17 protein-coding genes are annotated in these 22,337 nt (G+C 61.3%); 13 read left to right on the top strand and 4 right to left on the bottom strand.

Annotated elements, in window-relative coordinates; all coding sequences use genetic code 11:
- Window positions 1–29 precede the first annotated feature (29 nt).
- Both OCA5_RS06055 and OCA5_RS06050 read left to right on the top strand, forming a co-directional pair.
- On the top strand, window positions 30–1,232 hold the full coding sequence (locus OCA5_RS06055) for an ABC transporter substrate-binding protein (RefSeq protein WP_012564015.1): 1,203 nt from the start codon (window positions 30–32) through the stop codon (window positions 1,230–1,232).
- Window positions 1,229–2,080 carry an ABC transporter permease gene (locus OCA5_RS06050; protein WP_012564016.1) on the top strand — a complete coding sequence of 284 codons (852 nt, stop codon included), beginning with the start codon at window positions 1,229–1,231 and terminating at the stop codon, window positions 2,078–2,080. The genes OCA5_RS06055 and OCA5_RS06050 overlap by 4 nt, the downstream gene beginning before the upstream one ends.
- Before the next feature lie 102 nt (window positions 2,081–2,182).
- On the opposite strand, the gene OCA5_RS06045 is transcribed toward OCA5_RS06050, so the two are convergent.
- Window positions 2,183–3,169 (bottom strand): hypothetical protein, encoded by a 987-nt coding sequence (locus OCA5_RS06045; protein ID WP_013912952.1) that lies wholly within the window; start codon window positions 3,167–3,169, stop codon window positions 2,183–2,185.
- Window positions 3,170–4,242: 1,073 nt separating this feature from the next.
- On the opposite strand from OCA5_RS06045, the gene OCA5_RS06040 reads away from it, so the two are divergent.
- The gene (locus OCA5_RS06040; protein WP_012564019.1) at window positions 4,243–4,929 is read left to right on the top strand and encodes a TetR/AcrR family transcriptional regulator; all 687 of its coding nucleotides are present in this window, start codon (window positions 4,243–4,245) and stop codon (window positions 4,927–4,929) included.
- A gap of 139 nt (window positions 4,930–5,068) precedes the next feature.
- On the opposite strand, the gene OCA5_RS06035 is transcribed toward OCA5_RS06040, so the two are convergent.
- The gene (locus tag OCA5_RS06035) at window positions 5,069–5,458 is read right to left on the bottom strand and encodes a c-type cytochrome (protein ID WP_013912951.1); all 390 of its coding nucleotides are present in this window, start codon (window positions 5,456–5,458) and stop codon (window positions 5,069–5,071) included.
- A gap of 374 nt (window positions 5,459–5,832) precedes the next feature.
- On the opposite strand from OCA5_RS06035, the gene OCA5_RS06030 reads away from it, so the two are divergent.
- Window positions 5,833–6,558, top strand: a complete 726-nt coding sequence (locus OCA5_RS06030) for a type 1 glutamine amidotransferase (protein ID WP_012564022.1) — start codon at window positions 5,833–5,835, stop codon at window positions 6,556–6,558.
- A 15-nt stretch (window positions 6,559–6,573) separates the two neighbouring features.
- Here OCA5_RS06030 and OCA5_RS06025 read toward each other — a convergent pair whose 3' ends face one another.
- Together OCA5_RS06025 and OCA5_RS06020 are read right to left on the bottom strand one after the other, a co-directional pair.
- A complete protein-coding gene (locus OCA5_RS06025; protein ID WP_013912949.1) occupies window positions 6,574–9,294 on the bottom strand; it encodes a bifunctional diguanylate cyclase/phosphodiesterase in 2,721 nt (906 codons plus the stop codon).
- 185 nt (window positions 9,295–9,479) lie between these two features.
- A complete protein-coding gene (locus tag OCA5_RS06020; protein WP_041559662.1) occupies window positions 9,480–10,976 on the bottom strand; it encodes a CoA-acylating methylmalonate-semialdehyde dehydrogenase in 1,497 nt (498 codons plus the stop codon).
- A 118-nt stretch (window positions 10,977–11,094) separates the two neighbouring features.
- On the opposite strand from OCA5_RS06020, the gene OCA5_RS06015 reads away from it, so the two are divergent.
- The 9 genes from OCA5_RS06015 to OCA5_RS05975 all read left to right on the top strand — a co-directional run bounded on the left by OCA5_RS06015 (window position 11,095) and on the right by OCA5_RS05975 (window position 22,265).
- On the top strand, window positions 11,095–11,982 hold the full coding sequence (locus tag OCA5_RS06015; RefSeq protein ID WP_013912948.1) for a LysR family transcriptional regulator: 888 nt from the start codon (window positions 11,095–11,097) through the stop codon (window positions 11,980–11,982).
- Between the two features lie 102 nt (window positions 11,983–12,084).
- A complete protein-coding gene (locus OCA5_RS06010) occupies window positions 12,085–13,878 on the top strand; it encodes an acyl-CoA dehydrogenase family protein (protein WP_012564026.1) in 1,794 nt (597 codons plus the stop codon).
- Window positions 13,879–14,027: 149 nt separating this feature from the next.
- A complete protein-coding gene (locus OCA5_RS06005) occupies window positions 14,028–14,780 on the top strand; it encodes an enoyl-CoA hydratase-related protein (protein WP_012564027.1) in 753 nt (250 codons plus the stop codon).
- Between the two features lie 47 nt (window positions 14,781–14,827).
- Window positions 14,828–15,760, top strand: a complete 933-nt coding sequence (locus OCA5_RS06000; RefSeq protein ID WP_012564028.1) for a histone deacetylase family protein — start codon at window positions 14,828–14,830, stop codon at window positions 15,758–15,760.
- 72 nt (window positions 15,761–15,832) lie between these two features.
- Entirely contained in the window at window positions 15,833–16,084 is a 252-nt protein-coding gene (locus OCA5_RS05995) for an exodeoxyribonuclease VII small subunit (RefSeq protein WP_012564029.1), read from the top strand.
- Between the two features lie 218 nt (window positions 16,085–16,302).
- A complete protein-coding gene (dxs, locus tag OCA5_RS05990) occupies window positions 16,303–18,213 on the top strand; it encodes a 1-deoxy-D-xylulose-5-phosphate synthase (RefSeq protein ID WP_012564030.1) in 1,911 nt (636 codons plus the stop codon).
- A 160-nt stretch (window positions 18,214–18,373) separates the two neighbouring features.
- A complete protein-coding gene (locus OCA5_RS05985) occupies window positions 18,374–19,105 on the top strand; it encodes a TlyA family RNA methyltransferase (protein ID WP_012564031.1) in 732 nt (243 codons plus the stop codon).
- A complete protein-coding gene (locus tag OCA5_RS05980) occupies window positions 19,105–20,346 on the top strand; it encodes a class I SAM-dependent RNA methyltransferase (protein WP_012564032.1) in 1,242 nt (413 codons plus the stop codon). The genes OCA5_RS05985 and OCA5_RS05980 overlap by 1 nt, the downstream gene beginning before the upstream one ends.
- Window positions 20,347–20,582: 236 nt before the next feature.
- Window positions 20,583–22,265 (top strand): methyl-accepting chemotaxis protein, encoded by a 1,683-nt coding sequence (locus OCA5_RS05975; RefSeq protein WP_012564033.1) that lies wholly within the window; start codon window positions 20,583–20,585, stop codon window positions 22,263–22,265.
- Window positions 22,266–22,337: the final 72 nt, after the last annotated feature.

The following is a 22,337-nucleotide window of genomic DNA, read 5'->3' as shown; positions in this document are numbered from 1 at the left end:
GACAAGATGACGACTTAAAGGACCTAATTATGTCGATCGATGAATTTTCCCGCTATGATGTCTCGCGCCGTCAGATGCTGCGCCTCTCGGCGCTCCTCACGGCAGGCGGTGCCTTGCCGCTCCTGAAGGCCTACGAGGCGCGGGCACAGGAGCCCGACGCACCGCTGCGCATCGGTTATCTGCCGATCACCGATGCGACGCCGCTTCTGGTGGCGCACGGCAAGGGCTTTTTCGAAGAAGCCGGCATCAAGGCCGAGAAGCCTGTGCGCCTGCGGAGCTGGGCGCAGGTGTTGGAAGCTTTCATTTCCGGTCAGGTCAATGCGGTTCATCTGCTCTCCCCGATGACGGTGTGGGCGCGCTTCGGCAGCAAGGCGCCGGCCAAGGTGGTTGCGTGGAATCACACCAGCGGCTCCGGCCTCAGCGTTCTGCCGCACATCAACAGCGTAAAAGAGCTTGGCGGCACCACAGTCGCCATTCCGTTCTGGTATTCGATCCACAATGTCGTGCTGCAGATCCTGCTTCGTGAGAACGGGCTGACGCCGGTGTCGAAAAAGACCGGCACGCCTGCCGCGAACGAGGTCAACCTCATCGTCATGGCACCGGCCGACATGGTGCCCGCGCTCGCCTCGAAGCAGATCTCCGGCTACATCGTCGCCGAGCCGTTCAACGCCGCAAGCGAAGTGCTCGGCGTCGGGAAAATCCTGCGCTTTACCGGCGACGTCTGGAAGGACCACGCCTGCTGCCTCGTGTTCATGCATGAGCGCGATATTCAGCAGCGCCCGGAGTGGGTACAGCGTGCGGTCAACGCCATGGTGAAGGCGCAGCTTTGGACACGCGAGAACCGCGCCGAGACGGCTGCCCTGCTCTCCAAGGACAATCCGAACCAGTACACGCCGCACAGCGTGCAGGTCCTCAGCAAGGTGCTGGCGCCGCCGGAAAGTGACGATGCCGTCTACATCAAGGCCGGCGCGATCCGGCACGCCGACTGGCGCGAGCGCCGGATTGATTTCCAGCCTTATCCGTATCCGAGCTACACCGAGGAGCTGATCCGCCGGCTGCGGACCACGCTCGTCGAAGGTGAGCGCGACTTCCTCGACAAGATCGATCCGGGTGCGGCCGGCCGCGAGCTCGTCGACGACACCTTCGTCAAAAAGGCAGTGATCGCCGCAGGTGGCATGGCCGCGTTCGGCCTGCCCGAATCCTTTACCCGAACCGAGGTCGTCGAAGCATGAGTGCAAGCTGGTCGAGCGACAGCCTGGGCGTGTCCACGTCTTCGCAACCCGTCGGAGCGTGGCGTGGCGGCAAGCTGCCATTGACGCTGCCCGGGCTGATGGGCGGCCTGCTCGGCATCGGCGGCCTCATCACGCTGCTTCTGCTGTGGTGGCTCGGCACGGATGTGCTCGCATCATCGGAAGGCTTCATCCGCCAGTTCTCACCGACCACAGCGATCCCGAAGCTCGCAGCAATGCTGGCTGGCCCCGATCTGCCGGTGCACATTATGGTCAGCCTTCGCCGCGTGCTGGTCGGCCTTGGCTTCGCCCTGCTGATCGGCGTGCCGCTCGGCCTCGCGGTCGGCAGCTATGCCCGCCTCAACATCGCGACCTCGCCGGCGTTTCAGTTTCTACGCATGATCTCGCCGCTGTCGTGGATGCCGATCGCGGTGATGGTGTTCGGCGTGGGCGACAATCCAATCTATTTCATGCTGGCCTTCGCCGCGGTGTGGCCGATCCTGCTCAACACTGCTGAAGGCGTGCGCCGCCTGCAGCCGAGCTGGCTCAGCCTTGCGGATAGCCTCGCGGCCACCCGCTGGGAAACGCTGTGGCACGTCATTCTCCCGGGCGTGCTCGGCCATGTACTGACCGGCCTGCGGTTGGCCATCGGCATTGTCTGGATCGTACTGGTGCCGTGCGAAATGCTCGGCGTCTCGGCCGGGCTTGGCTACTTCATCCTCGATACCCGCGACCGCCTTGCCTATTCCGAACTGATGGCAACGGTGCTGATGATCGGCATTCTTGGCTTCATGCTCGATGCCGGAGCGCGGGCGCTCTATCAGGCCGCAACCCGCAGCCACGCCGCCTGACCGCGCAACAGCTTTACAGGCCGCGCATCCTTCTCCCCAAAAAAAATCCACCCGGAGCGGACCTATCCGCTCCGGGTGGAGACTTAAGTCAGATCGACAGTCTTAGAACTTGACCGTGATGCCGGCGTGGAGGCTCTCCTCGGTGCAGGAGCCAGCACGCAAGCCCGTGCAGGTTGGGCTCCGCGCATGATCGATACCGAACTTGTTCTGCCAGTAGCGGTAAGCCACCCAGACGTCGGTGAAGTGCGAGTACTTCGGACCCCAGATCATCTTACTGGCATCGAGCGTCAGACGAACCGGCTCGGTGTTGATTTCAGTGACAGTCGCAACACCGGTATTAAGCGGGCTGTTCTGGTTGCCCTTCGGACCGTAGAAGCCCGCACGACCGCTGATGGAGATCGGCAGATAATCCGGCAGGAAGCCGAGATCCATGTAGTAGTTGATCTCCAACGCCCATGACGTCTTGTATCGGGTGTTGCCATCGACGAGACACGGCGGCGCACCGAGTGTCGCGCACGACAGGAAGGCGTTGTGGTTGAGCTCCTTGGCAACCATCGGTGAGATGTTCAGGAAGCCCTTGTACGGCAGGCCGAACTGGAATTGCAGACCGGCAAGGCCGAGGCGCTTCGCGGGATGAACGGCATTGTTATGAGTGTTGGCATCACCACCAATGACGAACGACACGTTACGCAACGGGCCGACCGAAAATGCCTTGGTGTCGAAAATCTGATTGAAACCAAAGGTGCTGCGCAAGATGCCATAGAACTCTGTTGAGCCGGCAGTGCCACCAACGGCCGGGTCGTTATGGTCGGACTTGTTCACCGAAATCGAGAAGAAGTTCGTGCCATAAGCCCAGACGTCGAAGTGGGTGAAATTGTAAACCTGCTTCGCCGTCTTGCCCGTGACGCCTGGAGCCGTACCATTGAAGATGTACGAGTAGCTCAGGCGGTTATCGTTGACGAGAAAGAATGGATTTTCCGGCACCGTGACAACCGGCTTAACCTTGGCAGGCATGTCGGCTGCGAACGCAGAGCCGAGGCATATTGTTGATATGAACAATGCTGCACTAACTTTACTTCCTAATGTCATTTGTCCCCCCTGATGAGACCCGGAATCGCATCCGGGCTTGATGGTTGATCGTCAGCCCACTCACGAAGTCCCGTGGCTCCCAGTTACGATTGCCTTCCGGACGCCTTCGTGAACTCTCGGCCACATTCGCGCCCTCTCGGATTGCGCGCGCCCTGCGTCATCCGTTAGTTACGAACAGGGAAACGCTAGATATCGTTGACTATTCAGTCAACTAGACCAATCAACTGCATTACTGACGAAAATATCAGCTTGAAGATCGCCGTCTTATTTTCAGAAAATATAGGTATTTTCGCAGCTTACGCTTCAAACCAATCAATCTGTAGATGGATTGGTAGAGTCGCTAAACCAACTAATCTGTGTTGACTATTTTGTCAGTGTGATTGTCATGACACGGAAAAGAACAAAAAAATAAGTAATTAAATACCGAGACGACGTGTCGATCAGCCAGGAGAGAATCGGAGAGGCAGAATCTTCAACGCCATTCGGCTACACAAGCAGAGGACAAAGAAAGTCGCTCATCGGCTAGACAATAAACCATCCTAACAGAGCGATTGCTCAACTACGACGGACGACTTCATCTCCGCTACCGATCATTGTCCGGCCTTCACAGCCACTATGGACGACAACAAGGTTCTCAGTGATGGCACCCGGTCGGCGATTGAGAGTTAAACCGAGGAGCGACAAAGGATCGATTATTGAAAGTTGTGTCACGTCGGCAGATCGCGAGAATTCCTGGCGACAATTCGTGGGTCACGGGTGGCGTAGTAACCGTATGTCAATGAGGCTTACTAACAACTTAGACTAATACCCAAATACCCAAACACCCAATTATAGATTCACAATCGAAATACACTTCTTCCGTGAAGCTGCGCCTCATTATCTCCAACGAACCCGCGTCTTCCGGAGCGGAACCTCGCATGCTATTATTATTAGCTTTCTGCCTGCACTAGAAGAGCGCTTGTGAGCGGTAACGCCGCCGCTGTCGGCTTGGCCGGCCACATCCACCATCCGGCATTGTCGCAGGATATTTTTCCGAACTCCTGCGTATTCGAAGAACTTACTGGAGACGAACCTTGGCACGCCGTAGCGCCGACCCTGTCCGGACTCGAGAAAAAATCTTGAAATATGCAACCGATGAGTTTGCTCGTTTTGGTTTTGGCGGTGCTCGGACCGACCGCATCGCGGCACGATGCAAGCTCAGCAAGAACATGCTCTATTATTACTTCAAGTCCAAAGAGGGCCTTTTCATCGCCGTTCTCGAACGCATGTATCAAACATTACGCGATAATCAAAGAGACCTTTCTATCAGGGCGAGTGATCCTCTCCGTGCGCTGGAGCAACTGATCCGACATACTTTCCATGCGTTCGAAAGCAATCCCAACACCATTCTCCTTCTCAACGAAGAGAATAAGCATCGCGCCAAATACATCCGAAAGTCACATCGTACGAGGGAGATGTACTACCCTCTCATCGATACGGTGGGTCTCGTTTTGGAAAAAGGGCAACGGGAAGGAGTTTTCAGACCCGGCCTGGATCCGACCGACGTGTATCTGACACTTGCGTCGATGTGCTATCATGTCCTTTCAAACCAATACACGCTCGAGATTGCGCTGAATCGCAATTTTGGTGCTACTAGGGTAAAAAGCAAATGGCTAGATCACATCGTTGATGTGATCTCCATGTACTGCATGCTCGAGCCGGTGCATCGGCCCAGTGAAAAAGAAAAGACCCAGAAGAATGCCTTGACAGCGGCATCTTAAACAAACTTCACGTCCCTGCCCCGGTGACGAGCCCCCTATCGCTGCGCATCACGCGCAAAAACAAACCGGCGCCAACGGCGCCGGTTTTGATCACATCACGGAAAGCGAAAGCGAAGTCCGCCTTCTCTTCATGCGGGCATTACTTCTTGTTGCCGCTCGCGTCGAATTGCTTGAGATAGGCAATCACGTCCGCACGCTTGCCGGCCTGCGAGATGCCGGGAAACGCCATCTTGCCGCGCGGCGCAAGGTGCTTCGGATTGGTGATGTAGTCGTCGAGCGTCGCCTCGTCCCAAACCTTGCTGTTCTTACCTGCCGTCAGATCGGCTGAGTAATTATAACCTTCGACTGCGGCCCACTTACGCCCGACGATGCCGTTGAGCTCAGGACCGACCTTGTTCTTGGCGCCGGGGCCGACCGCGTGACAGGCCATGCACACCTTGAATGCCTGCTCGCCCTTGGTAACGTCGCCTTCGGCATGGGCCGTGCCGACAAGGGCAACGAGGGTGGCGGCTGCAATCATCCAACGCATTTTCTTCTCCTTTTTTTGTTCAACAAATCGAACCGCAACGCTCCGTCCATGCTTGGTCAGCCAGCGCCGGAGCTCGGCGAAGGCTCTACAAGGCGCGGCTGGGAGGGTTGGATTTGGGAAATCCAAAGCGAGGCTGCGATTTTCGTTACCGCTATACCACGATCAGACATGCTGACGGCAATAACAGCACCGCATCTTTTCATCACAAGCGAATGTGATGCTGAGGCCGCTTCATCGGCGGATGATCAGCACGTGGAAGATCAGGCAAGCTTGCGTGCAAACGGATAAAATTTCAGCGCACCGCTGCCCATTATTGCGGCAGCGGCGCGTGCAATGTCCCTCTATAAGGGCAATGCCTCTCTATAAGGACGCCCATGCGCATTCTCGTCTTTCAGCACGCTGCTATCGAGACCCCCGGCATCTTCCGCAAATTCTGGCGCGAGGCCGGACACAACCTCACCACGGTACAACTCGACGAGGGCGAGAGTATTCCGCCGCTCGACGCATTCGATCTGATGGTGGTCATGGGCGGCCCGCAGGACGTCTGGCAGGAGGATCGGTTTCCCTGGCTCGTCTCAGAAAAGGCCGCGATCCGCCATTGGGTCCGCGAGGCGGAAAAGCCGTATCTCGGCATCTGCCTTGGCCATCAATTGCTCGCCTCCGCACTTGGCGGCACGGTCGGAAAAATGCAACGGCCTGAAGTGGGGCTCGCACCTATCATGTTGACGCCGGAGGGGTTGCGTGATCCCGTCCTTGCAGGTTTCACAAACCCGGTGGAGAGCTTTCACTGGCATGGCGCCGGCGTCAGCGAGCCGCCTGCGGGCGCCGTGGTCCTTGCGGGCAACGAGGCTTGCCCGGTGCAGGCGATCCGTGTTGGCCGTAACGCTTATGGCTTTCAGTATCATTGCGAGATTGAAGCCACCACGGTCGAGGACTGGAGCACGATCCCGGCCTATCACGCGAGCCTGATGAAGGCGCTCGGCCAAGATGGCGCCGCCCGGCTCCCGCATGAGTTGCTGGAGCGCCTGCCCGCTTTTCACGCTCGCGCAGAGCGGCTCAACGCCAACCTGATGGATTTGATCGCCACCACAACCGCCTGATACGAAACCTGCCGCTCAGTGCAGCTTGATAATGGAATGCTCGGCTGACGCCACGATGTGCGCCAGCGCTTCTTCCGTCTGCGGCGGGCTGAACAGATAGCCCTGCATCTGATCGCAACCGAGCCTCCTCAGCGCATCGAGTTGCGCGGCCGTCTCGACGCCTTCGGCAGTCGTCGTCATGTTGCGGGCAGCGGCGATATCGACCACCGCCTTGACGATGTGAGACGCGCCATGCGGCTCGTTGATGTTGCTGATGAAGCAACGGTCGATCTTGATCTTGTCGAACGGGAAAAGCTGCAGATAGCGAAGCGACGAATAACCCGTGCCAAAATCGTCGAGCGCGATCCGCACGCCGAGCCCGCGCAACTCATGAAGGATGGCCAGCGCTTCCTCATCGTCGCGGATCAGAACAGCCTCGGTGATCTCAAGCTCAAGACGGTTCGCCGGCAGGCCGGAGGAGCCAAGTGCCGCGGCCACATTGAGCGCAAGCGTATGGCCCTTGAACTGCACCGGCGAGACGTTGACCGCGAGGCGCACACGCTCCGGCCAGTTTGCGGCGGCGTGACAGGCCGTCTTCAACACCCATGAGCCGAGCTGGTCGATCAGGCCAGTCTCCTCGGCGATCGGAATAAAGTCGGCAGGCGAAATCAACCCCCGCTCCGGATGACGCCAGCGCACCAGCGCTTCCGCGCCAAGAACGGTCTTCGTTTTGATGTCGACAAACGGCTGGTAATAAACCTCGAACTCCTGACGCGCGAGCGCGCTGCGGATTTCCATTTCCAGATCGTGGCGCTTCTGGGCACGAACTTGCATCTCCGGCTCGAAGAAGCGATATGTCCGCCGGCCACTGCCCTTCGCGGCATAAAGCGCGAGATCAGCATTGCGCAACAAGCCCTCGAGTTCGCTACCGTCGCAGGGGGAGACAGCAACGCCGATGCTCGCATCGACATTGAGGCGATGCCCGACACAGCTATACGGCAAGCGGATCGCCGCGTGGACGCGCTCGATCAACGGAATGAGGTCCGCCCTCTCGCGTACGCCGTGGCGCACGATAGCAAATTCATCACCGCCAAGCCGCGCGACAAGATCGCCGGGCTCCATGCAATCGCTGACCCGGCCTGCAATCGCGACAAGCAGCTCGTCGCCCACGAAATGGCCGAGCGTATCGTTGACCTGCTTGAACTCATCGACGTCGATCGACAGAACCGCGAGAGGTTCACTCTGTCTCAACATCGTCTCGAGGTGATCGCGGAACATAGTGCGGTTCGGCAGATCGGTCAGCGCGTCATAGCGGGCCATATGCGCGATCCGCTCCTCGGTCCGCTGCCGCTCGGTGATATCCTCGAAGGTCGAAACCCAGCCGCCGCCGGAGATCGCCTGAAAATTGGTGTGGATGATCCGCCCATCCGGAATCTCGGTGGTGAGAGAGCCGCTGTCGGAGGCGAGATTGAGCGCATTCAGGCAATAGCTCTCGATATCGCCCTTGAACATGCCGCGCCGCCTCAGCAGCTCCATGATATCGCGCAGGCTGCAGCCGGGCGCGATATCCCGCCTCGGAAGATGGAATATCTCGGCATAGCGACGGTTCACGACCACCAGCCGATGATTGGCGTCGAACAGCAACAAGCCCTGCTTGAGATTGTTGACCGCGGTGTCGAGGCGCTGCTTCTCCAGCATCAGCCGCTGCCGCGCGGCCTGATGCTGCGACATCAGGCGGCGGACGATGAACCAGACAATCAGCACCACCGCCATTGACGCAGAAAACGCGATCAACACCAGCATGCGGATCTGCTCGTACCAATCCTTCAACGCAGCATCGACGGTCTTGGTGGCGATGATGACGATCGGAAAGTCTTCGAGCTTGCGAACAGAGCCGACCTGCTTCTGGCCGGTGACGGGGCTCACCATCAGCCGCGAACCATAATTGGCATGTCGCAGTACGCCCTGAAACAGCGGGCCGTTACTGAAATTCCGGCCGATCATGGAGTCGACATGCGGATAGCGCGCGATCATCGTTCCGTCTGCGTGGAACATGGAAATCGCAGCGTCCGAGCCGAGCGCCAGCGAGGCAAAGAAAGCCTCGAAGCGCGAGGGCTCAATGCCCCGGCTCACCATGCCGACGAACTCACCCTTGGCACTGACGAGCTTGCGCGCAAAAACCGTCGTCCACGTTCCCGTCACCCGGCTGTGGACAGGGTTGACGACGAGTTGGAGCGATGCCGCGCCATATTTCAAAGCTTTGAAATGCGACCGGTCGGACACATTGATATCCGGCACCGGCCATATTTCCGAAGAATTGACCAGCTTGCCGTCGGGATCGAAGAAATTGACGGCGCCGACATACGGCAGGGCCCGAACCTTGTTTGAAAGCCTGCGGTGGAAGTCGTCGCTCGAAATGAGGCGGACATAGTCCTTGACGGTCTTGGCTTCGAGAGCGCGAACACTCGCGACCGCATCATCCTGTGCGACCTGCCAGTCCCGCAATTGCTGATCGAAATGACGGGTCAGCAGAAGAAGGGTGTTTTCAAGTTCGCGCTCGCTGCTCAGCAGCGTTCTCTCGCGAAAATTGTTGATGGCGAGGACCGTGCCGAGGACGATCGCCGCAACGAGTACGGCACCGCTCACAATCAGCCAATAGATCGGGCTTCGCTGGCGAGGCTTGATGGCCTGTTCTATCGCAGCGGCGATCTCCGGCGCGTCGAGGCCGCCGTCCTGATATAGAGCGTGATTTCCCATCATCCCTCTTTTCCGGGATGAGTGGATACAGGTGCGAAGTGGATATCGTGTTAGCAGGAGGGGTTAGCGGGCGGTTAAACGCTGCCGCAAAATATTGCTAACGCTTTCTTTCTTGCTCAAGCCCGTTCCGAAAAATGAAAGGCGCCGCACAAGGCGGCGCCCAATCATTTCCCACACCCTCGGGGTCACATATTCGGGAAGGCGAACTCCGCACCCGAGGCAATGCCCACCGGCCAGCGGCTCGTGATGGTCTTGAGCTTGGTATAGAAGCGCACGCCTTCCAGCCCATGCATGTCGTGATCGCCGAAGAACGAGGCCTTCCAGCCGCCGAACGAATGGTAGGCCATCGGGATCGGGATCGGAATGTTGACGCCGACCATGCCGACCTGAATGCGATGGGCGAACTCACGCGCCGCATCGCCGTCCCGCGTGAAGATCGAGGTGCCGTTGCCGTACTCATTCTCATTGATCATCTTCGCGGCGGTCTCGTAGTCGGGCGAGCGCACAACAGAAAGAACCGGGCCGAAGATCTCGTCCTTGTAGATCTTCATGTCGGTGGTGACGTCGTCGAACAACGTGCCGCCGAGGAAGTAGCCGTTCTCATAGCCCTGCATCTTGAAGTCGCGACCGTCGACCACGAGCTTGGCGCCCTCCGCCACACCGGTGTCGATATAGCTGTGCACGCGGTCGCGATGTGCCTTGGTGACGAGAGGCCCCATCTCGGCATCGAGATCGGAGCCCGGCCCAATCTTGAGCCCGCGCACCCGCGGTGTCAGCTTCTCGATCAGCGTATCGGCGGTCTTCTTGCCGATCGGCACCGCAACGGAGATCGCCATGCAGCGCTCGCCGGCCGCGCCATAGGCCGCGCCCATCAGAGCATCGACTGCCTGATCCATGTCCGCATCCGGCATGATGACCATGTGGTTCTTGGCGCCGCCGAGCGCCTGGCAGCGTTTTCCTTCATGCGTCGCGGTCTGGTAGATGTAGCGCGCAATCGGCGTCGAGCCGACGAAGCTCACCGCCGCAACGTCGGGATGCTTCAGGAGAGCATCGACCGCCTCCTTATCGCCCTGCACCACGTTGAAGGCGCCATCCGGCACGCCTGCTTCCTTCAGCCAGTCGGCGATCAGAAGCGCACCGGAGGGATCGCGCTCGGACGGCTTCAGCACGAACGTGTTGCCGCAGGCGAGCGCCACAGGGAACATCCACATCGGCACCATGGCGGGGAAGTTGAACGGCGTGATGCCGACGACGACACCAAGCGGCTGGCGCACGGCATAGCTATCGACGCGCGTGCCGACATCCTCGCTGTAATCGCCTTTGAGAAGATGCGGCGCACCGGTCGCGAATTCCACGACTTCCATGCCGCGCTGCACTTCGCCGCGCGCATCGGTCAGAAGCTTGCCGTGCTCCTGCGAGATCACCTTGGCGAGTTCCTCGCCGCGTTCCTCGCAGATGCGCAGGAAGCGATTGATGATGCGCGAGCGGCGCAGCGGCGTCACCGCAGCCCATTCAGGAAACGCGCGCTTCGCAGCGGTCACGGCCTCATCGACTTCCGCCGCATTCGCAAGCGACACCGCCGCGATCTGCTGGCCGATCGCCGGATTGAACACCGGTGAGGCACGTCCGCTTTTGCCCGCTACGCGCCGGCCGTTTATATAATGGGGGACATCCGAGGCCATCATTGCTCTCCCGAGGCTGTTTTCCTCCTCTGAAAATCGCCCCGTAGCGGCATGCGGACAATCTCAACTATTGTCCCTCCGTTGTGCAAAAATTAAAGTACCTCATGTGAGGTGCTCAATGGACTGGGATCGCGTCCGGATATTTCTCGAAGTCGCCAGAACCGGCCAGATTCTTGGCGCTGCAAAAAAGCTCGGGTTGAATCACGCGACCGTGGCGCGGCAACTCACCGCTCTCGAACGCGAGATGAAGACGCGCCTCGTCAAGCGCGACACCACAGGTTGTACGCTGACGCGCTCGGGTGAAGCGCTGATGACGACCGCAGAAAAGGTCGAATCCGAATTTCTGCGCATCGGCTCGCAGCTTGTTTCCACGTCCGACCGGGTCACGGGAACCGTGCGGGTCGGCGCGCCGGACGGCATCGGAAATTATTTTCTTGCCGAACAGCTCGGCGCGCTTGCCGCAATGCACCCGGAACTGATCGTGCAGCTTGTTCCACTACCGCGCACCTTCTCGCTGTCGAAGCGCGAGGCCGACATCGCCATCATGGTGGAGCGGCCGAAGGAAGGCCGCCTCATCACCACCAAGCTCACGGATTATTCGCTGAGCCTTTACGCCTCGAAGCAATATCTCGATCGCTTTCCGCCGATCCGCAGCGAGGCCGATCTCGCAGGCCACCTCTTCATCACGCAGGTGAGCGATTTCATCTACAGCCGCGCGCTCGACTACTCGTCCTATTTCGACACCATCATGTCGCGGCGTTACGAATGCGGCAGCGTCGTTGGCCAGGTCGAAGCGGTGCGCGCCGGCCACGGCATTGGCATCCTGCATGATTTCTCGACCCGCCGGCATCCCGAACTGCTGCGGCTGCTGCCGGAAATCCGTTTCGTGCGGAATTACTGGCTGATCTCGCATCCGGACACACACGGCACCCGGCGTGTCCGTGAAGTCCATCGCTACATCGCCTCGCGGGTCCGCGCCGAGCGGCGGCATTTCCTGATCGAATGAGGAAGCCTGCGGCGAGCGCTGCGGCCATTCGCAGCGCCTCGCCTCTTTCCGCACATCAAGCTATCCTCGCGAAACCTGCCGCTTCTCTGAAGAGTTTTGCCGATGACTTACCGCGCTCCCGTTGATGATATCCTGCTTGCGCTCAATTACGGCGCAGGCCTGAATGACGCCGTCACCGCGGGCCATTACCGCGCTTACGATGCCGAGACCGCAGCCGCCGTGATCGAGGAAGCAGGCAGATTCGCCACCGAGGTGCTGGCGCCGCTCAATCGGGTCGGCGACGAGCATGGCGCGACGCTGAAAGACGGCAACGTCACCACCTCGCCGGGCTGGCGCGATGCCTATCGCAACTGGGCTGAAGCGGGCTGGAATTCACTCACCGGCGACGAGGCGTTCGGCGGGCAAGACCTGCCGATCGTGCTTCATGCCGCCTGCAGCGAAATCTGGAGCGCGGCGAACATGGCGTTCGGTCTCTGCCCGCTGCTCACGGCGGGCGCGATCGAGGCGATCGGCGTACACGGCAGCGACGATCTCAAGCGTATCTATCTTGAAAAGCTCATTTCCGGCGCGTGGACCGGCACCATGCAGCTTACCGAACCGCAAGCGGGCTCCGATGTCGGCGCGCTTCGTACCCACGCCGAGACGCAGGCCGACGGCAGCTATCGCCTGTCGGGCACAAAAATCTTCATCACCTACGGCGACCACGACATGACCGAGAATATCGTGCATCTCGTACTCGCCCGCCTACCCGGTGCGCCGGAAGGCACCAAGGGCATCTCGCTGTTCGTGGTGCCGAAATTTCTCGTCAATGCCGACGGCTCGCTTGGCGCGCGCAACGATATTTACGCCAGCGGGCTCGAGCACAAGCTCGGCATTCACGGCTCGCCGACCTGCACCATGACGATGGGCGATCATGGCGGTGCCGTCGGCTATCTGCTCGGCGAAGAGAACAACGGCATGGCCTGCATGTTCACGATGATGAACCAGGCCCGCCTCGGCGTCGGCCTTGAAGGTGTCGGCATTGCCGAGCGCGCGATGCAGCAGGCGATCGCCTATGCACGCGAGCGCAGGCAGGGCCGCGCCATCGGAAAGAAGGACGGCGGGCCCGATCCGATCATCGTGCATCCTGATGTGAAGCGGAATCTTGTGACGATGCGTGCGCTCACCGCGGCGGCACGCACGATCTGCTACGCCACGGCAGTCGCAATCGACGTCGCGCGCGAAAGCACAGACGAAAATATACGTACGAAAGCCTCGGCCCGCGCCGGCCTTCTCACCCCGCTCGCAAAGGCTTTCTCCACCGATATCGCCAATGACGCCGCGGCGCTCGGCGTTCAAGTGCATGGCGGCGCTGGCTTCATCGAGGAAACCGGCGCTGCGCAATATATTCGTGACGCGCGCATTCTCACTATCTACGAGGGCACCAACGGCATTCAGGCCAACGACCTCGTGATGCGCAAGCTTGCCGTCGACAAGGGCGCGGCGCTGAATGATTTATGCGCAGAGCTTGCAGCGATTGTCGCGCGCGTGGCGGCCTCGAACGATCCCACCTTCGGTGCAACGGCAGCGCGACTGCAGGACGCGCTTGGGTCTGTCGAGCGCGCCAGCCGCTGGCTGCTGGACAAAGCCGCATCCGCACCGAACGAAGCGCTGGCAGGCGCAACGCCGTATCTGCGCTTGCTTTCGCTTGCGACCGGCGGCTGCCTGCTGGCGCGCGAAGCACTCGACGGCCGCGCTGATGAGACGCTGCGCGAGGCCGCAACACGCCGCGCCTCGCTGGCGCGTTTTTTCGCCGAGGCTATCGTCGTGCAATCAGGAGCCCTCGAGCACAGCATCGTTGAAGGCGCGGCAGCGCTTGCGGCGGCCGATGCTGCCTTTATGCACGACAGTACCTGATACGAACCTGACAGCGCTTCCGCCTCTAAAACAGGCATGTCTCTCCCCAGATCATTCGGGGCCGCCGGCGTTTGCCTATTAGGGCTCCCGCGCAACATCGTGTAAGATAGCGCGACATTGCCGCCCGCCCCGCAAGGTTAAGGACACGCATGCCAGACCATGTCATCGTCACCGACGAAGAAGCCATCCGCATCATCAAACTGCGCCGGCCGGAGAAGAAGAACGCACTGACGCAAGGCATGTACGATGCGATGCGCGATGCCATCGACACCGCGCAGAACAACCCGGCGATCCGTTGCCTCATGATCACCGGCGGGCCGGGCGTCTTCACCGCAGGCAACGATCTCGAAGATTTCCGCAGCACCACCGCGGGCGACCCGCGGCCAGTGGGTGCCGTCAAATTCATGTACTCGCTGGTGCAGAATACCAAGCCGGTTATCGCGGCCGTCGATGGCATCGCCATCGGGATCGGCGTCACGATGATGTTTCATTGCGACTACGTGGTCGCGAGCACCACGGCGTTGTTCTCCACGCCCTTCATCCATCTGGGGCTGGTGCCGGAAGGTGCATCGAGCCTGCTCGCCCCGGCGACGATGGGCTATCAGCGCGCATTCGCGATGCTACTGATGGGCCGCCCCATCAGTGCCGAGGAAGCTCATCAGGCAGGATTCGTCAACATGGTGGCCCCGCCCGGCCATGCCGAAGTCGAGGCGCTCAAAGTTGCGCGCGACATCTGCATGCTGCCCGCGGAGGCGCTCGCGGTTTCGCGAAAATTATTGCGTCCCCCGCCGGAACAACTCTTGCGCCGGATCGATCAAGAGAGTCATCTGTTCGGCGAGCGGCTTTCTTCGCCCGAGGCGGTTGCCGCATTCAACGCGTTTTTTGCGCGCAAAAGCGCCTGACGCCGCACCCGTACCACATGCATTCGTGACCTATGCAAGGATCGTCTATGTCCACTCTTCTGCTGACGCACACCGCTTCGTCCCTCAATCATAAAGTGAGCGAAGGCCACCCGGAGCGCCCCGACCGCATTCGCGCGATGGAGAAGGCGCTGAGCCAGGACACCTTCAAGCCGCTGGTGCGCGAGGAAGCGCCGATGGGGGACCTCGAGACCGTCAAGCTCTGCCACGACGAAAGCTACGTCGAGGAAATCCGCGCGATGTCGCCGAAGCAGGGCCTCGTCTATCTCGACGGCGACACCATGATGTCGCCCGGCACCTGGGAAGCCGTGATGCGCGGCGTCGGTGGCGCCAATGCGGGCGTCGATGCCGTCGTCAGCGGCAAGGCGCAGAACGTGTTCGTCGGCACCCGCCCCTGCGGCCACCATGCCGAGCGCAACCGCGCGATGGGCTTCTGCTTCTTCGATCAGGCTGCGATCGCCGCGCGCTATGCGCAGAAGAAGCACGGCGTCGGCCGCGTCGCCGTGGTCGATTTCGACGTTCACCACGGCAACGGTTCGCAGGATATCTTCTGGGCCGACCCCACTGTGATGTATTGCTCGACCCACCAGATGCCGCTGTTTCCCGGCACCGGCGCGGCACAGGAGCGCGGCGAACATGACACCATCGTCAACGCGCCGATGCGCCCCGGCGATGACGGCGTGAAATTCCGCGAAGCCTTCGAGGGTGTGATCCTGCCGCAGCTTCAGAAGTTCTCGCCCGAACTCATCATCATCTCCGCAGGCTTCGATGCGCACTGGCGCGATCCGCTCGCCAACATCCAGCTCGACGAGAAGGATTTCGGCTGGGTGACGCGCAAGCTGATGGACGTTGCCGACAAGAGCGCCGGCGGACGTATCGTCTCGGTGCTCGAAGGCGGCTACGATCTGCAGGGTTTGCATGATTCGATCGTGGAGCACGTCAGCGCCCTGATGGGCCACTGATACGCCACATTGCGTCCGCAAATCGCACCTACGATTCACCACGCGTCACAGGATCGACCGGGAAATACTGTCATGGCCAGCAACGCTTCAGCCGACGTCACGACGATGACATTCGAGCGCGCAATCGAGGAACTCGAATCCATCGTCAAGCGTTTGGAAGACGGCAAGGTGCCACTGGAGGAATCGGTCGCGATTTACGAGCGTGGCGAAACGCTGAAGCGCCGCTGCGAAGAGTTGCTGCGGCAGGCGGAGGCCCGTGTCGACAAGATCACCACGGACGCAAACGGCGCGCCCGTGGGCACCGAGCCTCTCGACGTTCGATAATACGGCCTTTTCGTAAGCGGTTTTCCTAAGCTTTGCCTTGCGCGGCCAGCCTCGCGCAAGGCCTTTCGGGCTCGCTTCAGACGCCATTTTCGGCCCTTTCCGGACACGTTTTCAGGCGTCGGGACGCATTGGCATGACTTTGGAATTGGTATAAAGCCTGCCGCATCCCGACCCGGCTTCGGCTGGAGGGTCGCTCCCCTATTCCGCAAGGTTGATCCGTGACCAGCACGACCCCGTTGCTCGACAGCGTTCCGACTCCCGACAAGCTTCGCGCGCTCTCGCCCGAGCAACTGCCGCAGCTTGCCGACGAACTGCGCCGCGAAATGGTCGATGCCGTCTCCGTCACGGGCGGCCATCTCGGCGCGGGGCTCGGCGTCGTTGAACTGACCGTTGCCTTGCATTACGTTTTCAATACGCCGGCCGACCGCATTATCTGGGACGTCGGCCATCAGGCCTATCCGCACAAGATCCTCACCGGACGCCGCGACCGCATTCGCACGCTGCGTCAGGGCGGCGGCCTCTCCGGCTTTCCGAAGCGCGCCGAGAGCGAATACGACGCGTTCGGCACCGCGCACTCCTCGACCTCGATCTCCGCCGGCCTCGGCATGGCGGTAGCGCGCGACCTGCAGGGCGGCAACAACAACGTCATCGCGGTGATCGGCGACGGTTCGATGTCGGCCGGTATGGCGTATGAGGCGATGAACAATGCCGGTGCGCTGAACTCACGTCTGATCGTCATCCTCAATGACAACGATATGTCGATTGCGCCGCCGGTTGGCGCGATGTCGGCCTATCTCGCCCGCCTGATCTCGAGCCAGACCTACGGTACCGCGCGGGAAATCCTCAAGACCATCGCGCAGCGGATGCCGAAATTCTTCCACGATCGCACGCTGCGCGCGGAGGAATATGCCCGCGGCATGGTCGCGGGCGGCATGCTGTTCGAGGAGCTCGGCCTGTTCTATGTCGGTCCGATCGACGGCCACAATCTCGATCACCTGTTGCCAGTACTCACCAATGTGCGCGACAGCGGCACTGGCCCGGTGCTCATCCATGTCGTCACCAAGAAGGGCAAGGGTTACGCGCCGGCCGAGGAATCCGACGACCGCTACCATGGCGTCGTGAAGTTCGACGTCGCGACCGGCAAGCAGTTCAAGGCGAAGTCGAACACCCCCTCCTACACTTCGGTGTTCGGCAACAGCCTCGTCAAGGAAGCGCAAAAGGACGACAAGATCGTCGCCATCACCGGCGCGATGCCGGGCGGCACCGGCATCGACATTTTCGGCAAAGCGTTTCCCGATCGCACGTTCGACGTCGGCATTGCCGAGCAGCATGCAGTGACGTTTGCGGCCGGTCTTGCGGCGGAAGGCTATAAACCGTTCTGTGCGCTCTACTCCACCTTTCTGCAGCGCGGTTACGATCAGGTGGTGCACGACGTTGCAATCCAGAACCTCCCGGTGCGTTTCGCGATCGATCGTGCGGGCCTCGTCGGCGCGGATGGCCCGACCCATGCGGGCTCGTTCGACAACACCTACCTCGGCTGCCTGCCGAACTTCATCATCATGGCGGCGGGCGATGAGGCCGATCTCGTGCACATGATTGCCACCCAGACCGGAATCGACAATGCGCCGAGCGCGCTGCGCTATCCGCGTGGCGAAGGCCTTGGCGTCGAGTTGCCGGATGTCGGCGTGCCGCTCGAAATCGGAAAGGGCCGCGTGCTGCGCGAAGGATCCAAGGTCGCGCTGTTCTCGTTCGGCACCCGGCTCGGCGAATGCCTCAAGGCGGCCGACGATCTCGAGTCCCGCGGCCTGTCGACCACGGTCGCCGATGCCCGCTTCCTCAAGCCGCTCGACACCGATCTGCTGTTGAAACTCGCGCGCTCGCACGAGGTGCTGATTACGATCGAGGAAGGTTCGGTCGGCGGCTTCGGCACCCATGTCATTCAGGCGCTGGCCGATCACGGCGCGCTCGACAAGGGCCTTAAGATCCGCTCGATGGTGCTGCCCGACATCTTCATCGATCAGGATTCGCCCGCGAAGATGTACGAACAGGCCGGGCTCGACGCCAAGGCCATCGTCGCGAAGGTTCTGGAAACGCTCGGCAACGGTGTGGCGCCCAGCAAGCTGGCGTGAGTTGGCGAAGACGTCACAAAGCTAATGCACTCCCTCTCCCCGGCGGGGAGAGGGTCGGGGTGAGGGGCACTGAATGCCTCAGTGCGGCACCGATCCCCTCACCCGGCTCGCCTTGCTCGCCGACCTCTCCCCCACGGGGAGAGGTGAAAAAGGGACGACGATGACTGAACGCAAGCGCGCGGACGTTCTTCTGGTCGAGCGCGGCCTGTTTGAGAGCCGCGCTCGCGCGCAAGCGGCCATCGAGGCTGGGCTCGTCACCGCCAACGGCAAGGTCATCGCCAAAGTCTCGGAATCAATTCCAGTCGACGCAGACATCAGCGCCGAGCCTGCACATCCTTGGGTATCGCGCGGCGGCGTCAAGCTCGCGGCTGCACTGGAGCATTATCCGCTCGATATCGAGGATCACGTCTGCGTCGATGTCGGCGCCTCGACCGGTGGTTTCACCGAGGTGCTGCTTGCGAACGGCGCGAGCCTCGTTTTTGCAATCGACGTCGGCACGGCCCAACTGCACCCGAGCCTGCGCGGGAATCCGAAAATCGTATCGCTGGAGAACACCGATATCCGCTCGCTTGAAGGCCGCCGCCTTGAGGTGCGGCCGGATGTTGCGGTGATCGACACAAGCTTCATTTCGCTGAAGCTCGTATTGCCAGCGGTGTTCTCGTTCACCGCCGCGCCGATGCAGATGCTCGCGCTCATCAAGCCGCAGTTCGAAGCCGGCCGCGCGCAGGTGAAAAAGGGCATCGTGCGTGACGAAGCCGTGCATCGCGCGATCTGCGACGATATCGCGGCGTTCGCGGCCGCGCAGGGCTGCACCGACATCGAGGTATTTCCCTCGGCCATCGCAGGCGGCGACGGCAACCGCGAGTTCTTCCTCGGAGCCAGGCGCGGCTAATGTCGCTCGAGCGCCTCACCATCGACCATGTCGGCCAGCAGGGCGACGGCGTGTCGTTCGACAGCGGACACGCACTCTACGTGCCCTACACGCTTCCCAATGAAGTCGTCGACGTTACCTCCTCGCCCGGCGCACAAGCCGATCGCCGCGGGCTGGTGAATATCATCACCCCGAGTGCGGAACGCATCGCACCGTTCTGCACCTATTTCGGCATTTGCGGCGGCTGTGCGATCCAGCATTGGCAAGAGGATTTCTATCGTGCCTGGAAGCGCCAGCTTGTTGTCGACACGTTGAAGCAGGCAGGCTTGGTTTGCGAGGTCGGCGAACTGATCGATGCCCATGGCACCGGCCGCCGCCGCGCCACATTCCACGCGCGACAGGGGTCGGGCGGACTGCGTGTTGGTTTCGCCGCGGCGGGACGACACGAGATTGTCGCCATCGACCGCTGCCCCATTCTCGATCCGGCAATGGAGGCCGCGCTTGCCGCCGCCAATGCGATTGCGCAGCTACTAAAGCCCGTCGGCAAACCGCTCGATATTCAGGTGAGCGCGACCGAGAACGGCCTCGACATCGATGTACGTGGCTCTGGTCCGCTCGATACGGCGATCTTAACAAAGCTGTCCGAGCTCGCGGACCAGCATTGCCTCGCCCGCCTGACACGCCATGGCGAACTCGTTCTGCTGCGCGCGCCACCAACCATCCGCGTCGGCCGAGCAGGCGTGACACTGCCGCCCGCCTCCTTCATGCAGCCAACACAAGCCGGTGAAGAAACGCTCGCTGCTCTCGTCATTCAGCGCTGCAAAGGCGCGAAGCGGATCGCCGACCTGTTCTGCGGCTTCGGCCCGTTCGCGCTGCGGCTCGCGGAAAAATTCCGCGTGGCCGCTTTCGACAGTGACGGCAAGGCGATCGACGCGCTGAATAACGCCGTCCGCGCCACGCAGGGGTTGAAGCCGCTCACGGCGGTGGCGCGCGATCTGTTTCGCCGGCCGCTGGTGCCGCAGGAGCTACGCGAGTTCGACTGCGTCGTGTTCGATCCGCCGCGCCAGGGCGCTGAGGCCCAAAGCCGCCAGCTTGCCGCCAGCCGCCTGTCCCGGGTGGTCGCCGTCTCGTGCAATCCCGCGACCTTCGCCCGTGACGCACGAATCCTGACCGGCGGCGGGTTCAGGCTCGCAAGCGTCAGCCCGGTGGATCAGTTCCGCCATACGGCCCATGTCGAACTCGTCGCGGACTTTATCCGCTAGGACTTTGCCTAGAGCAAAGAGGGCTCGGGCCGGTCACGGATTTCGGTGGCCAACGGGTAGAGATTTACCAACATTTCATACTGTTTAGTTACCTTGTCACATGCGGGTCCGGGTCTCATTGCAGCGCCTCGGCCCGACTGGAACTCGCCACCTCTGCTTCCGCGACAGTCTGGTTTCCCAGGCAATGCCGCCTTGCGTCTTTTTTCAGGGCTCTCCCGCCTTTAAGGACTTCGATCATGCTCTCCAGGCTCTCCATCAGCGCCAAACTCATTACGCTCGTGTCCGTCCTCCTGCTTTCGCTTGCAGCGCTCGGGACGTTTTCGATTGTCGAGATGCGGACGATCAATGCGTCGACCCAGGAAATCCGCACCAACTGGCTGCCGAGCATCCGCTACCTCGGCGAGATGCGCACCCAGGCCGCGCGCTTCCGCGCCGTGCTGCGCGACACCCTGACGGAGCCCGATGAGGCCTTCATGGCCGACATCATGAAGAACCTGACTGCCCGCGCCCGCGACTTCGACAAGGCCTTTGAAGGCTACGGCGCGCTGATTTCCTCACCGGCAGAGCGCGAGATGTACGCCGACCTTGATGCTTCCTGGAAGAAATTCCGGGCTTCGGCCGACGAAGTCGTCGAACTCGCCAAGAAGAAGGACGTCGCCGGCGCCCGCAAGCTCAACGCCGAGAAGTCGGTGAAGATCGGCCGCGCAATGGACGGCGCCCTCGCCAAGATCGTCGCCCTGAATGACCAGAGCGCCGACGCCGCCGGCAACCAGGCCACCGAGGATTACAACATCGGCTCGATGATCGTAATCGGCGCGCTCGCCATTATGATCCTGATCGGTGCAGGCGCTGCATTCCTCATCGTCCGCGACGTCGCCCACTCGATCGGTTCGGTCATCAAGCCGATGGAGATGCTGGCGGAGGGCGATCTCTCCGCCGAAATCCCGCAGCAGAGCGAGAAGACCGAAATCGGCAAGATCGCGGCCACGCTGCAGGTTTTCAAGAACGCGCTGGTCGCCAAGAAGGCAGCCGACATCGCCGCTGCCGAGGAGGCAAGCGCCAAGGTCAAGCGCGCCGAGATGGTGGATGGCATCACCCGCGAGTTCGAAACCATGATCGGCGAACTGGTGACCTCGCTGTCGTCAGCTTCCACCGAAATGGAATCCTCCGCCGGGACGCTGACCAAGGCCGCGGACGTCACCCAGCAGCTCTCGACCTCCGCCGCCAACGGTTCGCGCACGGTGTCGGAGAGCATCCAGTCGACCGCTGCGGCAACCGAAGAGATCACCTCCTCCGTCGGCGAGATCGGCCGTCAGGTGATGGAATCGAGCCGCGTCGCCCAGCGCGCCGTGCAGCAGGCCGAGAAGACCAACGCCAGCATCAGCGAGCTTTCGGCTGCCGCTGCCCGCATCGGCGACGTCGTCAAGCTCATCACCGCGATTGCCGAGCAGACCAACCTGCTTGCCCTCAACGCCACCATCGAGGCGGCGCGCGCGGGTGAAGCGGGACGCGGCTTTGCGGTCGTCGCTTCCGAGGTGAAGGCCCTCGCCTCCCAGACCGCGAAGGCGACCGACGAGATCGGCGCGCAGATTGCCGGCATGCAGGCCGCGACCGACGACTCGGTCGTGACCATCAAGGAAATCAGCGCAACGATCGACCAGATCTCGGAAATCTCCTCCGCGATCGCCGCCGCTGTCGAAGAACAGGGCGCGGCGACGCAGGAGATTGCTCGCAATGTGCGTCAGGCGGCCGAGCTCTGTTCGCAGGTCGCCGTCAACATCGACGAGGTCCATCGCGGCAACAGCGAGACCGGCGCGGCCTCCTCGCAGGTGTTCTCGGCGGCACAGTCGCTGGCACAGGAAAGCACCCGGCTCGAAGTCGAGGTGCAGAACTTTATCGGCCAGATCCGCGCTGCCTGAGCTGACACCACTTCAACATGCAAACGGCGGCCCAAGGGCCGCCGTTTTTGTTTGCCGGAGCGTTGCGATAAC

Source organism: Afipia carboxidovorans OM5 (assembly GCF_000218565.1).
GTDB classification, from domain to species: domain Bacteria; phylum Pseudomonadota; class Alphaproteobacteria; order Rhizobiales; family Xanthobacteraceae; genus Afipia; species Afipia carboxidovorans.
The sequence above is the reverse complement of the archived record's forward strand: the minus strand, read 5'-3'. Positions and strand labels throughout refer to the sequence as shown.